Origin of the sequence: Sphingomonas bisphenolicum (assembly GCF_024349785.1) — a bacterium.
GTDB lineage: Bacteria > Pseudomonadota > Alphaproteobacteria > Sphingomonadales > Sphingomonadaceae > Sphingobium > Sphingobium bisphenolicum.
In genome coordinates this window covers 1682341-1697825 of sequence record NZ_AP018817.1, presented here as the reverse complement: position 1 = coordinate 1697825, position 15485 = coordinate 1682341, and the positions used below count along the sequence as shown (strand labels likewise).

Sequence of the window (15485 nt, the reverse complement as noted above, 5' to 3'; positions counted from 1 at the left end):
GGTCTTCATTCCACCGCGACCATGCCTGCGCCGGTGGTGTCATTCCCCAGATCCCAGGTTGCTTCGAGCTTCAGCGTCTTGGCATCATAGACTTCGACATCATAGCTGGCGCCGTAGATGTAGAGCTTGGTGCCATCCATCGACATGCCGAAGCGGAAGCGGGAGCGGCAGGGAAACTCCGCCTTGTCCACGACTGTATTGGCCTTCATGTCCATATGCCAGAATTCGCAGCGCTTGTTGCCCAGCTTCCCGTTGGTCACGACGGTATAGGCCTGGCTGCCGTCGGGCGTCATTTGCAGGCCGGCCATATTGTCCGGCGCGGGGCCGATCGGGGTGAAGTCGAACTGGCGGCTGTTGAGGTCGAAGCGGGCGAGGCCGAACATCTTGTTATGGATATAGGGGTCCGCCGCGTTGAACAGCGACACGAACTGGCCGGGCGTGCGGATCGTGTCGATCGCGCCGCCGAAACCGACATTCTCAAGCCCCGTCCCTTCGGGCTTGGCCAGATCGATGCGGTCGATCACCTTGAGGTCGGCGAGGTTCAGGATCAGCACCTTGTCGCCGAAGACATAAAGATATTTGCCGTCCTGCGACACTTTATAGGCGGCGCGGTATCCGCCGCCGGCCTTCTCGTCTTCCTTGTCGATTTCAGCCGTGCGGACGACCTTCTGCAGTTTCAGGTCGATCACGCCGTACATCGGCTTGCTAACCTTGTAGCGGTCCACTTCCTTGTCGAAGCGGCTGATGACCGTATAGAAATAGCGGCCAGTCGGGTCCGCCGCGCCGCCCCAGAAGCGGTAGCGGGTGACGCCGTCGTTCAGGCTGAACTTGTTGATCACCTTGCGCGTGGCGGTGTCGATCACCTCGATCCCGCTGGTGGTGATGGTGGTGACATAGATGCGCTTGCCGTCGTCCGACAGCAGCATCGATGTCGGCAGGCCGGTGTCGAGCTTGATCTTGCCCGTCACCGCCGCCTTGCCTTCGTCGAAGATCAGCAGCTGGTCGGGATAGGACCCCATGAAGAGGGTGGAGGCGGACGCCGGGAGCGCGGCCAGTGCGGCAAACCCCGCTGCGACGATGGTGCGATAGATCGACATGGCGCGCCTCATGGAAAAACGAGATCGAGACTGCGCCAGTCCTTGGTGGCGGTGGCGCAGTTGCTGGCCCAGTCGGGCGAATAATTCACATGGTCGGGCACCTGGACGGGCCAGAAGCAGGTGACGTAGCAGTCGTATATGTCGCGCTCGACCGGCTGGCACAGTCCCGCCGTGCCGCCGCCCGCATCGACTTCCCAACCGGGCGAAAAAGACAGGGTGCAGCCCATCGGCACGTGGGGCCGCGGCTGCTGCTGGAGGGCGACGACATCCTCATCCATATCGGTAGGCGTTCCGGCGGACGCCGCCTCGACCTGCGCCACCGCTTCGCCGATCGCGCGCGCCTTTTTATTGATGGCACGAAGATGCTTCATGACAGGCCCTTTCGTTCAGCGAAGCGTTCGAGGAAGCCGGGATTCTGCACCGCCAGCACGCCGTAGATGCGCAGGCAGGTGTCGGTCCATTGCCGTATCCAGTCGCAATAATGGAGGTTGGCGTGGCCGGTGTCGCCATAGCGCACAAACGCCTCATGATGGCATCCGCCCGCGCAGAGCGGCCGTGCCCAGCAGCTCTGGCAGTCATATTTCGCCTCGACATGGCCCTTTTTCAGGAACTCGCCCTGCTTGGCCCGGTCGATACCACTGGAGACATGGCCCATCGTGTGCGTGTCGGCGTCGGTGAAGCGATGGCAGGGGGACAGGTCGCCCGACGGACTGACCCCCATCAGACCCAGACCCGCGCCACAGGGATGCGACTTGTTGACCCCGGAAATCAGCTCGCTGATCGTCTCGCTGACATTGGTGAAGCCGTGGGATTCTCCGCGCAGGGCATATTCCAGCCATTCGTCGGCGAGCAGGCTGAACTGCGCCAGCACGCTGTCCATGCCATTGTCATCCAGCGAATAGGCCCGCTCCTCCCCGGTCGTCACCGGCGCGAAGCCGACTTCGTGGAAGCCCAGATCGTCCTTCAGATGACGGAAGATGCGCACGACGTCGGTGACGCCTTCGGTCAGCGTCACGCGCGCGGTGATGGCGCGGGTCTTGTGGTGCGCGATCAGCGTGCGCAGGCGCGGTTCGATCACCGCATAGCTGCCCTTGCCATTTTTGTAGACGCGATGCTTGTCCTGCATCTCGGGCGGGCCGTCCATCGACACGGTGACGCCGATGCGATTATCGGAGAGGAATGTCACGATCTCCGGCGTCAGCAGCGTGGCGTTGGTGGTGAGGCTGTAGGTGATCGCCTTCCCCGCCGCCGCCGTCGCCGCGTTCGCATAGTCCACCACGTCGCGCAGCAGCTTGAAGTTCATCAGCGTTTCGCCGCCGAAGAAGGTGATATGCACCGCCTTGCGGCCCACGGCTTCGGCGATCAGCAGGTCGACCGAGGCCCTGGCCGTGTCCAGCGTCATATATTTGGGCTTGCCCGCGGGCGTCGCGATCTTGTCCGCGCCGAATTCGTAACAATAGGTGCAGGCGAGGTTGCACTGGTTGGTGACGTTCAGCACCAGCGCCTGAAGCGGAAAATCGGCCGGTGGCGCCTGCGGCATGACCGGGGCCGCGGCGCCAAGCTGGATCAGTCGGGCGACGCGCAGTTCGCGGACCAGCGCTTCGGCTTCGGCCGTATCGCGGCCATCGCTCGCCAGTTCGCGGACCAGCGCGGCATGGGTCAGTTCCTGCCCGTCGAGACGGGTCAGCACCGTGCGGACATCCGCGTCGATCTCGAAGATCGCGCCCGCGCTCACCAGATAGATGAAGTGGCCGCCACCCGCTTCGAACCCATGATATTCGGCCCGGCGGTAGGCGGGTGCCTGCATGACGGTCATCGCGACACCTCCGGCTGATCCCATTTCTGATAGGCGGGCACGGTCACGACCATGTAGGATCGGGCGCTCAGCGGCTTGCCGAACTTGTCCTTCTCCGTCTTGGCGGTCGCGACGACCCAGACTTCGCCATAATTGTTGCGGCCGAAGCGACGGGCCGGGTTCGGCCCCTCCTCGGCGGGCGTAAAGAAGGCGGTGGGGCTCAATGCGCCGACATATTTGGTGTCGTCGTCATAATAGACCGACATGAATTCCTGCATCGTCCAGTCGGCCGCGACCGGACCCACCGCGATGTCGTCGGGCGTATTGGGCTTGCCGTCGAGGCCGTTTTCGTAGCCGATCGCCTCGAACTGTTGATAGCCCTTGGGGAATTTGACGCCGCCCAGCCGCGACAGCGCGGTTTCGGGCGTCGCCTTGATATAGTCGATCTTGTGGAAGACCGGGAAGGCCTGCTCCAGCACCGCGCCGGCGATGGCGACGTCGCGCTGGCCGGACGAGGCGGCGGGTGCGACATCGGCGGTGACGACCAACTCCTTCGGGCTGGCCGAAACGATCTTCGTCACGGTGATGCCTGCGCCCAGATCGATGTCGGCGGCGCTGGGTGAGGCCGGAAGATTGTTGCCCAATATGCGTAGCTGCACGCCCTTCGCCCCCGCCTTTACCGGCCCCGGCGTCACCGCCAGGATCGCGGGTGCGGCAGTCGCGCGGACCAGCTTCACATCATAGCCGAATTCCTGATAGTCGCCCCAAAACCAGCGGCCCTGCGCGCTTTGCTGGTCGGGCGCGAACCACATGGCTTCACGCGCGGCGCTGCCAAGGTCATCCGGCTTGGTAGTGCCTGCGCCGGTGGACGACCCGCGCCAGCTATAGCCCGCATAGACGATGCCGGTGCCGGTGCGGCTGATCGTGCCGCCGTCGCTGAGGGAGCGAAGGGTGGAACGGGTGGTAAACTCATCCGCAGCCTTGCCCGGTGAGACGCTAAGTTCGCCGACATAGCGGCCCTTGCCCGGCACCGATGCGACGACCAGCCATTCGCCGGCGAGGCGCGGATTGCGCTGGCGCGCGCTCCAGGCGGCCCATTCGGGCGTGTGCAGCCCCGCCACTTTGGGCATGTAGGTCAATGCATAGTCGCCGCGCGTCAGCTTGTCCTTGGGATCGCGACCGGCAGGCTGTTCGGCATCTTCGGCCGGGCGACGATATTGGGCGTCGGCCTGCGAATAGAGGGCGACATGCAGATCCTGCAGCGTCTTCCATTCCAGTTTCGACCGGCGCCAGGACATGGGCTGCGCATAGCTGTGGCAACTGGCGCAGGCGCCGCGCATGGTGTCGTTAGGGATGATGCTCTCGTCAATGATCCTCTTCTCCGGCAGATACATGACCGGGCGGGCCTCCTCGGGCGCAAGGCCGTGCGAAGCGGAGAGCGACTTTACGATCGTCCGGCTTTCCTCCGGCGTGATCGCCAGGCCATTGAGGCGCACCATCCGCTTGATCGCCTGCGCCCAGCCCTCCGGCGTGGTGCGGACCCAACTGATGCGGGATAAATTGCCCTTGGCGTCGGCGGTGTGGCAGGCGCTGCATTTTTCGGTGACGAGCGGATCGGTGACGGGGATGCCCGCCTCCGTTTCCTTCATGGTCGCGCCATCGGGTCCGCCATCCGCCTGCGCGAACACGACCGACGCGGAGAAGAGCGCCAACAGGCCCAATTTCGTGACGGGAAGCCGCTTCACCCTATATGTCCCCCTTGGCGCCCGGCCTTTGCCTTGGCGCATGTCGAAAGCCTAGGCAGGCGCTCGTGCGACGCCATTGCCCAAATGACGTATGGCGGTTGCGCAATCCGCCATGGGAATCTTGACGAGTGTCATGATTTCTTTTTCGGACCGTAATAATCGTCCTGCCCATGTTCGGACGACACAGGGCTCCAGTAGCGCGGCGGCAGGCCTTTCTTGCGCATCGCGATGCCAGTCAAGCAGGCGTTCAACAGATAATTGCTGTTGAGCGCGGTCTTGTAGCTGGTGTCGAGATAAGGGGCGACTTCGACGATATCGATGCCGGCGATATCGTTTTCGGCGCAGAGCCGCCGCATGATCGGCTGCGCCTCCCGCATGGTGAGGCCGCCAGGAACCGGCGTTCCCGTGCCCGGCATGAAGGCCGGGTCCAGCACATCGACGTCGAAGCTGATCCACAGTTTCTTGGCATTCTGGCGCGCTTCGGCGATGGCGCGGTCCATCACCTTGTCCCAGCCATGTTTCTCCACCTCTACCATGGTGTGGTAGCGCATCCCCTTGTTGCGCATCCAGCCGAAGGTCTCGAGATCCGGGCCGCGCGCACGCAGGCCGACCTGGATATAATCCTGCGGCCGGACATGGCCTTCGTGCAAAACGCGATAGACGGGCGATCCGTGGGTGATCCAGTGAACGCCGTTGCGCCCGACATCATAATGGCTGTCGAAATGGACGACGCTGACATTGCCCTTGCCATGGACGTCCGCCGCCGCCGCGACATTGGGATATTCCAGACTATGGTCGCCGCCGATGACGATCGGGATCGCGCCGGTGCGGGCGATTTCGCGCACCATCTCGCGCACATGGGCGACCGACCGTTCGGTGCTGTTCTGGTCGATGGCGATGTCGCCATAGTCGACAATCTCCAGCACGGAGCCAGGGTTGATCATCGCATACATGTCGTTGCCGCCCGCGCCGCCGGTCATGCGCAGCGCGCGCGGCCCGTCGATCGCGTTGCGCCAGCCCGATCCCATATCGAGCGGCGCGCCGACGATCGCGACATCGACCTTGCCCGCCTTCAAATCTTCCGGCGTCATCGCGACGGGCGCACCCGCAAAAGTCGCAAAACCGCCACGCCGCCCGCCGACGTAACGGCCAAGGTCCATGGGGCCAGCGTCGCGCTTGGGGTCCATCACCAGCGGGCGCTTGGCCTTCCAGGCGTTGAACCAGGCCGACCGGGTGTCGAGCGGGATCGTCTTGGCGTCGCGCCCTTCCTGATATTCGACCTGCGCGTGGAGGGCGGCGATCGCGTCGATATAGGCGGTCAGTTCGGCCGCCGGCATAGTGCGGATGCGGTCGAACAATGCATCCTTTTCTACATAACGGCCGGTGCGCCCCTGCTTGATGAGGGCCACTTTCTCCGGTGCAATGCCAGAAAGCTTCGCCATGACATCGGCGGGAATCTCGATGGGCTTGGGTTCGCCCATGATATCTTCCTGCGGCAGAGGCGGCGGCGGGTTGGGCGTGTCGAAGCCATTGCCCGCCACCACGGCGGAGGCCGCCGCGGCCGCCGCCATGCCCCATCCGCTTATCGCATTGATCGATGGCATGTCGGTTCTCCCCGGTTCAGCGCTTGGCGGTCTGGACCGGCGTCACGCCCGTCTTGCGCATCGCGATGCCGCTGAGGCAGGCGTGCAATATGTAATTGGCGCTCATCCGGCTGACATAGGTCGGGTCCAGGATCGGCGCTGCGTCGAGCAGGTCGAAGCCCACCACCTTGGTCTGGGCGCAGATCTGGCGGACCATCGGAATGGCTTCGCGCATGGTGATGCCTCCGGGCACCGGGCGACCGGACGCGGGCGCATCACCCGGATCGAGCACGCTCATGTCGAAGGAGACGAAGACATTTTCCGGCCCCTTCTTCAGGCCCGCAACCAGATCGGTCGTGACGGCCTGCCAACCCCGTTCCTGGATCGCCGCCGTCGGCACGATCTTAGCGCCTGCGTCGGTCAATCGCTTCTGCGTCGCCGGGCCAGCATCGCGGCCATGCAGGCCGACCAGCGTCACGTCGCTACCGCGGAGCAGATTCTGCTCCAGCAGGCGGGTCAGCGTCTGGTTATCGGAAATCAGATGATCTCCGTTCAGTTCAGCGTCCGCATGGGCGTCGAACTGAACCAGCGCGACCTTGCCCGCGCCATAGATGTCGACCATCGCAGCGACATCGGGGAACATGATCGTATGGTCACCGCCGACGATGAACGGCACCACGCCCACGCTCGCCATTTCGGCGATCATCGCGCGGATATGGTCGAGGCCGCGATCAGGCGCCATATAGTCGGGCGTCAGGTCGCCATAGTCGGCGATCGAGAGGACGAGGCCCGGATCGACCCCGCCATCGGCATCCGCGCCGACAAGCCCATCCATGCCGCGCAAGGCCATCGGCGCATGCTTGGCGTCGCGCCAGCCCGAGGAGAAATCGAGCGGCACGCCGACGAAGGCGACCTCCACCTTGCCCGCGACCAGATCCTCCTTGCGAATCGCGACCGGCGCATCGGCGAAGGTCGGAATGCCGCCCTTCTGGAACATATAGCGTTTCAGGCTGAACGGCCCGTCATCACGCGCCAGCTTGTCGAACATCTTGGGGCGGACGACGGTGCTGGCGTTCCAGCCGCGCGCCTGCGGGTTAAGCGCGATTTCCGCAGGGTCGCGGCCTGCCTTATATTTACTGTCCTCCACCACCGCCATCAGCGCGGCGGCATAGGCATCGACATCGGCGGCCGGGCGGCCAGCCATCGTGACCTGCAATTTCTCCGGCGTCAGGCCGAACCGCTCCAGTGTAGCCGGATCTGACAGGAACGCCTTCTTTTCGGGCGAGAGGCTGGCGAGCGCATCGCCCTGCGCGAAGGCGGGGGCGGACAGCGTTGCGAGGGTCAGGCAGGCGGCCGCGCACCGTGCCGGCAGGGTGGAGCGAGCCATCAATTCTTCTTCCCATAATAGGTGTCCAGGCCATGATCGACCGAGACAGGGTTGAGATAGCCGGGCTTGAGGCCCTTCTTGCGCATGGCGATGCCGGCCAGGCAGGCGTTCAGCAGGAAATTGCTGTTGAGCGCGGTCTTGTAGCTGGTGTCGAGATAGGGGGCGACTTCGACGATATCGATGCCGGCGATGTCGTTCTGGGCGCACAGGTTGCGCATGATCGGCTGTGCTTCGCGCATCGTGAGGCCGCCGGGAACGGGCGTGCCGGTGCCGGGCATGAAGGCGGGGTCCAGAACGTCGACATCGAAGCTGATCCAGAGCTTCTTGGTGTTCTCGCGCGCTTCCTTGAGCGCGCGGGCCATCACCTTGTCCCAGCCCCATTTCTCGACTTCGACCATCGTGTGATAACGCATCCCCTTGTTGCGCATCCAGCCGAAGGTTTCGAGGTCGGGACCGCGCGCGCGCAATCCCACCTGGATATAGTCGCTGCCGCGCACATGGCCCTCGCTGATGACACGATAGACTGGCTGGCCATGGTCGAGCAGGTGCACGCGACCGCGTCCGATATCATAATGGCTGTCGAAGTGGATGACGCTGACATTGCCCTTCCCATGGACGTCGGCGGCCGCGGCGACATTGGGATATTCCAGACTATGGTCGCCGCCGATGACGATCGGGATAGCGCCGGTCTTCGCGATCTCGCCCACCATCTCGCGGACATGGTCGACGCTGCGCTCCGTGCTGTTCTGGTCGATGGCGATGTCGCCATAGTCGACGATCTTGAGCGCGGCGTTGGGGTTGATCATCGAATACATATCGTTGCCCGCCGCGCCGCCGGTCATGCGCATGGCGCGCGGCCCGTCGATCGCATTGCGCCAGCCCGACCCCATGTCGAGCGGCGCGCCGACGATCGCGACATCGACCTTGCCCGCCTTCAGATCTTCCGGCGTCATCGCCACCGGCGCGCCTGCAAAGGTGGCGAAGCCGCCGCCCCAACCGCCGACATAGCGGGTCAGCTCGATCGGGCCGGCCGCCCGCCTGGGGTCGAGCGCGCCCGACCGTTTCGCCTTCCAGGCGTTGAACCAGGGCGATCGCGTATCCAACGGGATCGATGCGGCGTCGCGCCCGGCCTTATATTCGACCTGCGCGTGCAGCGCCTGCATCGCGGCGATATAGGCGCTGATCTCCTGTGCGTCGCCCTTGCGGATGCGGTCGAACAGCGCGTCCTTCTCGACGTAGCGGCCAGTGACTCCGCTCTTGAGGAAATCGACCTTCGCTTTTTCGATGCCGCCCAGCTTCGCCTCGACATCCTTGGGCAATTCCAGCGGCTTGGGCCGGCCCATATCGTCTTCCAGCGGCGTCTGCATCGCGGGAGTGCCCGCGTTCCGGTCGGGCGCATGATAAGGCAGGTCGCCAGCGACCGCAGCACCGATCGCCGCGATCCCGGCCATGCTCCATCCGGTGATGGCGGTCATTGACGGCATGCATGTTCTCCAGCCCCACAAGCGGGCATAGGCGTCAGGAAAGGGCAGGAAATCCTGCTGATCGCGCCATGGGTAGGCGGGCGACGCACCGCATCCCAATGGGGCATTTGACGTAGGACCGGTCCATGGCGGGAGAGACGGATAAGCTACGTCAAATGCCCCATGTCTGAGTGCCTGCGCGCTCCATAGCCTTCCCCCATGCCAGAAAAGGAGGTGGCGGATCACGCCGCCCGCCGCGCCATTGCTGCATCACCGACGCATCATGGCCGATCCAGGCAGAGGATTACGACCGGGGAAAAATTGCAAAAGAAGGGGAACACCATGTCGTATCGCGCAAAGCTCAAGCTGGGACTATTGTCCGCGACGATCATATCCGGCGTCGTCGCGGCCATGCCCGCCATGGCCCAGACCGCCGCGGCGGCGGCCGAAGCGGAAGGCGACATGATCGTCGTCACCGGCACCCGCCGCAGCACCACGCTGATGGAAACGCCGATCAATATTTCGGCCATCGGGGCTGCCGAACTGGCCAGCGAACGGCTGGACGACGTCCGCGACCTGGGCGCGTTCACGCCCGGCATCACCGTCACCGACACCGGCCCGCGCGGCGCGGCCACCATCGTCATGCGCGGCCTTTCCGCCGATGACAGTGGCGCGTCCGGCGCCAACTACGACAATGCGATCGGTACCTATCTGGGTGAAATCCCGCTCTACCTGGACTTCAAGTTCATCGATATCGAGCGCGTGGAAACCCTGCTGGGTCCGCAGGGCACTCTCTATGGCCTGGGCACGCTGGCGGGCGCGATCCGCTACATTCCCAACCGGCCCGATCCGACCCGTTTCAGCGGCGAAGTCCATGGTCGCGCCTATGACGTCGCCCACAGCAAGGGCGTCGGATATGTCGGCGACGCCACGCTGAACATTCCGATCATCAAGGACGTGTTAGCGTTCCGCACGGCGACCGGCTATTATTACGATCCCGGCTTCATCGACTATCCGTTCCTGGTGGCGCAGCCCGGCGTGTCGATCGCCCAGCCGGGCGGCGTGGACAATCCGCTCGGCACCCAGGCGCAACAGGACGCCAATTTCGCCGGCCGCAAGGATCTGAACTTCGAAAAGACGTTCACGACCCGCAACCAGCTCGGCATTTCCGTCCCCGATTTCAACGCCTATCTGACCTATGCCTATCAGAAGACGCGGACGGCCGGCCGGCAGGCGACCACCGCCGGTGTCGTGGGCGAAGGCAAATATGAAGCGGCGGGACGCTATGCCGAACCGTCGACCCGCCGGTCGCAGCTGATCAGCCTGGAGATGGAAGCGCAACTGGGCGATGTTGCGCAGGCTGTCTGGGCATCGGCCTTCACCAAGACGAAGAACAATACCGTCGGCGACGTGACCGACCTGCTGCTCGATCTAGACTATGATTATGAGCTGTTCCCGGCCTTTGCCGGCTATACGACGGGTATCAACACCCGCAAGCAGTTCAACCAGGAAATCCGGCTGGTTTCGACCCATGGCGGCCCGTTTAGCTGGGTCGTGGGCGGCTTTTACAACAGCATGAAGTTCCGGTCCGACAGCGTGGAACGACTGCCGGGCTTTGCAGAATTCGCCGCCTCGCCGACCGGCAGCGCAATTTACGGCGGCTTCTACGATGGCCTCGTCCGCCCGGATGGCGCGGAATATGTCTCCTTCACCCGGTCGAAGACGGAGGAGCAGGCCGTGTTCGGCGAATTGAGCTTCAAGCCGATCCCGCAATGGCAGATCACCGCCGGGGGCCGCTATTTCCGCTACGATACGTCGATCACCGGCGGTTCCGATACGCCTATGACCCGTTCGGGGCGCCGACGGATGCCCTATCCCAGCCTGACCATCGATCCGTCGCGGGTTCGGAGCGGACAGGCGGGGGACGACGGTTTCGTGTGGAAGTTCAACACGTCGTTCAACTTCACGCCAGACCTGATGGCCTATGCCACCTACAGCAAGGGCTATCGCATCGGCGGCGTGAACCGCGTCGTACCCTGTATCCAGCCCCTGCCCGCCGGCCAGAATCTGTGCGCCCTGCCGAACGAACTGACATTCGGACCGGACAAGGTGAAGAATCTGGAACTGGGGATGCGCGCCCAGTTGTTCGACCGGCGCCTGTCCACCAGCATCTCCGTCTTCCAGATCAAATGGGACGGCATCCAGCTGGCCAGCCAGACGGTAAACGGCGCGATCGGCATCACCGCCAATGGCGGCAAGGCCAAGTCCCAGGGCGTCGATTTCACCTTCAACGCCCGCATCACCGACCAGTTCACCGTCCGCGGCAACTATTCCTATCTGGATGCGAAGCTGACGGAGGACGTGCCAGGCCTGTTGTCGACCGCGACCGGCAGCGCCGACCTGTTCTCCGGCGATCGCCTGCCCGGATCGGCGAAAAATTCGGGTGCTGCGTCGGCGGTCTACACCATGCCGATGGGCGACAACGACCTGCGCCTGAGCTGGACCGCGACCTATACCGGCGGCATCCTGACCCGTCCGGGCGCGCGCGGCGGTGGCGAGCGCCTGCCGTCCTATGTGATGCATCGCGCATCGGCGACATACAGCACGGACGTCTGGGAAATCAGCCTGTTCGCGAACAACATCTTCGACAAATATGCCCTGACCGGCGTGTCGAACGACCTGACCCGCTATGGCCAGGTCAATGACGGCATCATCTATCGCGGCTATGCCCAGTCGGTCGCGCAGCCGCGCACCATGGGCGTCGAGGGCCGCGTCAAGTTCTGATCCGGCACCTGCATGACGTAAAAAGGGCGTCTTCCCCAGCGGAAGGCGCCTTTTTTGCCCGTTCCGGCCCGCCGTCCCCTGTGCGACGTCCAAAGGGCGCCTGACGCCAAGGGGCTGAATTGGCAGCATAAATGGCGCGCACGCTGCCTGGAACTTCCCGAACTTCATGCATATGCGCTATTGCGAATGATTTTCCGATGGATAAGAGCCTTTGATATCAAGGCTTTATCATGACAGTTCCGGTGTAGGAAAGGTCAGTCGATCGCGATTCCCTGCCCCGCCAGCCAGTCGCGAACCGGGGCGAGCGCCCCTTCATGCCGTTTCCAGCGCGCCACCGCATCGGCATTGAGCGGGCGGCGAACCTGCGCCGCGCTCGGCGTCGCGACGGCGGCCTGGTTTTCGTGGAAGGACAGGCAGGCCGCGTCCCACGCCAGCCCGACATGCGCCAGCAGGCGGCGCGTCTCGCCCTCCTGATCGGCGACCAGCGCTTCATAGGACAGTTGCAGCACCCGGCCGGGGAAAAGCCGGTCCCACAGCGCCAGCAGCCGGTCGAACCGCGCATAATAGCGCGCAATGTCCATCAGGTCGTAGCTATAGGCATAATAGGCCGACTGGCTGGCGAAGAGATTCTTGTAGTTGCTCCACACCGTATCCATCGGCTGGCGGCGCAGGCAGATAATTTTCGCCTGCGGCAGCGCGTGCAACATGTGCCCGATATACAGGAAATTGGCCGGCAGCTTGTCGATGAAGCGCCGCTTGCCATCGGCCCGGTGATGGCCTGCGCGCGCCATATAGGCCTGTCCCAGCGCCCGCGGATCGGACGCGGCGCTGGCGGCAATGGTGTCCGGGTCGATCACCAGGCGGGATCGCGTGCCGGCAAGTTGCTTCACCGCCAGCGGCATCGCCTGCAACTCGCCCGCCGACCCGACCTGCGGATGGGAGGAAAGGATGCGGTCGACCAGGGTCGTGCCGGTGCGCGGCATGCCGGTGACGAAGATCGGTGCAGGTTCCTCCAGCCCTGCCCCCCAGCCCTGCGGCGCGCCGTCCGCGAACAGCCGTTCGATCGCATCGAAGATCGCCGCATCGGCCGCGCCATCATAGCCGATGGCCTGCTTGTGCGCGCCATTGGCGGCGGACAGATGGGCGAAGGCTTGGGCGGCGTTGCCCATATCTTCATGGCTCTTGGCCAGCGCATAGCGGATACGCAGCCTGTCTTCGGGCTTTGTCGCAGCGGCGAGTATGGTTTCCAGGCGGGAGACATGGTTCGCCTCGGCCGTCTGCCGCGACAATATGGCCAGCGCATAATGGACCCGCGCATCGCCGGGATCGGCGCGCAATATCGCTTCATAATGATCCCGCGCCGCATCGACCCGACCGGTGAAGCCGCAGGCGGCAGCGAGATTGTAGCGATAGCTCAGATTATCCGGTTCGGCCGCGACCGCCCCCTCGAACGGCCCGACCGACGCCGCATGATCGCCCAGCCGCGCCAGCACGCAGCCGATCGTGTCATGCGTCAGGGCGTCTTCCGGCCCGGCCGCCAGCGCCGCGCGCGCTGCCCGGCCCGCCTCTCCATCGCGGCGCAGCAGGATCAGCAGGCGCGCATATTGGGCGAGATGTTCGGCCTGCCCGCCGCGCGCCACCGCCTGTTCCAGCATCGGCAGCGCCTGGGCCACCTGCCCCGCTTCGGCGGCGGCCATGCCCAGCAGGAAGAAACCGGCGGGACGTTCGGGCTGCGCCATGGCGAGCCGCTGCGCCGCCTGCGCCGCGGCGGGCAGGTCGCCCCGCGCCAGCGCCGCGCGCGCCAGCGCCTCCAGGCTCATGCCATCCCCAGGGTGAAGCCGGCCACCCGCTCGATCGCCCAGAAACAGCCGATAATCCCCGCGCCATAGAGCGCGGCCTGCCGCACCCACTGGTCGCGGTCGAAGATCGCCGCCAGCTTCAGGGCGCCGAGCACGCAGGCGACGAAGATCAACTGCCCCAGTTCGACCCCGCCGTTGAAGAAGAGCAGGCCCGAGAGCCGTTCCTGCGGCGCGACGCCCAGTTCGCGCAGCACCGTCGCGAAGCCCAGCCCATGGAGCAGGCCAAAACCCGCCACCACCGCCAGTTGCCGGCGACGCTTGGCCGGATCGGTCCCGTCCTCCGCCTTCGCGCGGATCGCTTCGCGCGCCATGAAGGCGATGGAAAGCGCGATCACCGCCTCTACCGGCGGCACCGGCACGGTGACGATGTCGAAGAAGGCGAGCGCCAGGCTGAGCGAATGGCCGAGGGTGAAGGTCGTCACCAGCCCCAGCAGGAAGCGCCCGCGCGCCAGCAGGCAGAGGCACAGGACGAAGGCCAGATGATCCCAGCCGCCCAATATATGAACGATGCCCTGTCCCGTATATTCGACCGCGATTTCGGGCAGGGCACGGCTGCGCGCCGCCGTTTCGCCGATCGGCAGGGACAGGCTGTCGCCATCGGGCTGGAGCGCCTGCTGCACCCGCGCGCCGGTGGCGGTGGACAGGAAGGTACCGCCATCGACCGCCCAGGGGGTGACGATCGCATCGTCGGCCGCCAGCGCCCGGTCGCAGGCGATGCCGATCGCATAGCGGGTCATCACCGTTTCGGTCAGCTTATCCCGGCTCGTTTCGCGGCACCCTTCGGGCAGGCCGAGCGGCCGGTCGCTGGCCAGGACCGAGGGGACCGAGGCGCTCAATTCGAAACTGCCGGGGTCGGCGCCCTGCTGGATGGTGAAGTCGCCGACGCGGAACACGTCCGCCTGCGCCGGGGCGGCAAAGCCCAAGAGCAGCGTCAGGATCAGCAACAGGCGGCGCACCATCATTGCTCCACCTGGATGCGATAGCCGCTTTCGAGCTTGCGCACTTCCTGTTCGACCAGCGCGCCGGTTTGCGCGGCCAGATAGTCCTGGCTGACCTGATCGCGCACATCGGTATAGGGCAGCATCGCGGACGGGCCGCGATCGCGCACCCGCGCGAAATGCCAGCCGCGGGTCGATGGCAGCGGGCCGATCCATTGGCCGGTCGGCGCCTTTTTCAGCGCGTCGGTGAAGGGCTGGCCGAACATCCCGCGCACCATCGATTCGCCGTAATTGGGGAGGTCGTGGCCCATCCAGAAATCGTCACCCTTGACCGAGCCGCCCGCTTGCAGCTTCGCGAGCAGGGCGGCGGCATCGGCGGGCTTGCGCTCGAAGAAGACATGGTCGAGCGACATGCGCGGTTCGGCGCGATAGAGATCGCGATGCGCGGCATAATAGCCCATCAACTGGTCCTCGCTCGGATCGGCCGGGGCGCCTGCGATCATGAAGCGGACCCGGTCGATCAGCCGCTGCTTGGTGGTCTTGTCGGTCATGTGCATCCCCCGCTCCACCGCGTTGCGGAACAGCAGTTCGTCGGCGACATAATCGTGGATCAGCTTGGCCTTCGCCTGCGCATCGGGTTTTCTGCCCGCCATCATCTCATAATCGTCGGACAGGCTTTTCTGGACGGACAGCGGCACGTCGATCGTCTGGTGCCGGGCGCTGACGGCCCAATAGAGCAGGAAGATCCCGCCCGACACGGCCAGGAAGACGAGGAAGGGATCGCGCGCCGCCAAAGCGCGCAGCGGGGCAGTCAAACGGCGCATCAGCGCGGAC

At 64.8% G+C, this 15485-nt stretch carries 11 protein-coding genes; 1 reads left to right on the top strand and 10 read right to left on the bottom strand.

The genetic code is table 11. From position 1 onward, the window contains the following. Positions 1-5 precede the first annotated feature (5 nt). The 7 genes from SBA_RS08455 to SBA_RS08425 form a co-directional block, all read right to left on the bottom strand. Entirely contained in the window at positions 6-1097 is a 1092-nt protein-coding gene (locus SBA_RS08455) for a YncE family protein (RefSeq protein ID WP_261936538.1), read from the bottom strand. Positions 1098-1105: 8 nt separating this feature from the next. Then, a complete protein-coding gene (qhpC, locus tag SBA_RS08450) occupies positions 1106-1468 on the bottom strand; it encodes a quinohemoprotein amine dehydrogenase subunit gamma (RefSeq protein WP_261936537.1) in 363 nt (120 codons plus the stop codon). Then, positions 1465-2913, bottom strand: coding sequence for a quinohemoprotein amine dehydrogenase maturation protein (peaB, locus tag SBA_RS08445; RefSeq protein ID WP_261936536.1), 1449 nt, complete (start codon positions 2911-2913; stop codon positions 1465-1467). The genes qhpC and peaB overlap by 4 nt, the downstream gene beginning before the upstream one ends. Further along, complete coding sequence (gene peaA / locus SBA_RS08440) at positions 2910-4637, bottom strand: quinohemoprotein amine dehydrogenase subunit alpha (RefSeq protein WP_261936535.1); 1728 nt, start codon at positions 4635-4637, stop codon at positions 2910-2912. The genes peaB and peaA overlap by 4 nt, the downstream gene beginning before the upstream one ends. Positions 4638-4768: 131 nt before the next feature. Further along, positions 4769-6241: an agmatinase family protein gene (locus SBA_RS08435; protein WP_261936534.1), complete on the bottom strand. Its 1473-nt coding sequence runs from the start codon at positions 6239-6241 to the stop codon at positions 4769-4771. A 16-nt stretch (positions 6242-6257) separates the two neighbouring features. Then, positions 6258-7607, bottom strand: coding sequence for an agmatinase family protein (locus tag SBA_RS08430; RefSeq protein WP_261936533.1), 1350 nt, complete (start codon positions 7605-7607; stop codon positions 6258-6260). Then, a complete protein-coding gene (locus tag SBA_RS08425) occupies positions 7607-9091 on the bottom strand; it encodes an agmatinase family protein (protein ID WP_261936532.1) in 1485 nt (494 codons plus the stop codon). The genes SBA_RS08430 and SBA_RS08425 overlap by 1 nt, the downstream gene beginning before the upstream one ends. A 321-nt stretch (positions 9092-9412) precedes the next feature. On the opposite strand from SBA_RS08425, the gene SBA_RS08420 reads away from it, so the two are divergent. Further along, complete coding sequence (locus SBA_RS08420; protein WP_261936531.1) at positions 9413-11854, top strand: TonB-dependent receptor; 2442 nt, start codon at positions 9413-9415, stop codon at positions 11852-11854. A 254-nt stretch (positions 11855-12108) separates the two neighbouring features. On the opposite strand, the gene SBA_RS08415 is transcribed toward SBA_RS08420, so the two are convergent. The 3 genes from SBA_RS08415 to SBA_RS08405 are packed head-to-tail and all read right to left on the bottom strand — an operon-like array spanning position 12109 to position 15475. Further along, entirely contained in the window at positions 12109-13674 is a 1566-nt protein-coding gene (locus tag SBA_RS08415; RefSeq protein ID WP_261936530.1) for a tetratricopeptide repeat-containing sulfotransferase family protein, read from the bottom strand. After that, positions 13671-14675: a HupE/UreJ family protein gene (locus SBA_RS08410; protein ID WP_224547619.1), complete on the bottom strand. Its 1005-nt coding sequence runs from the start codon at positions 14673-14675 to the stop codon at positions 13671-13673. The genes SBA_RS08415 and SBA_RS08410 overlap by 4 nt, the downstream gene beginning before the upstream one ends. Beyond that, entirely contained in the window at positions 14672-15475 is an 804-nt protein-coding gene (locus tag SBA_RS08405) for a peptidyl-prolyl cis-trans isomerase (protein WP_224547621.1), read from the bottom strand. The genes SBA_RS08410 and SBA_RS08405 overlap by 4 nt, the downstream gene beginning before the upstream one ends. Between the last annotated feature and the right edge of the window lie 10 nt (positions 15476-15485).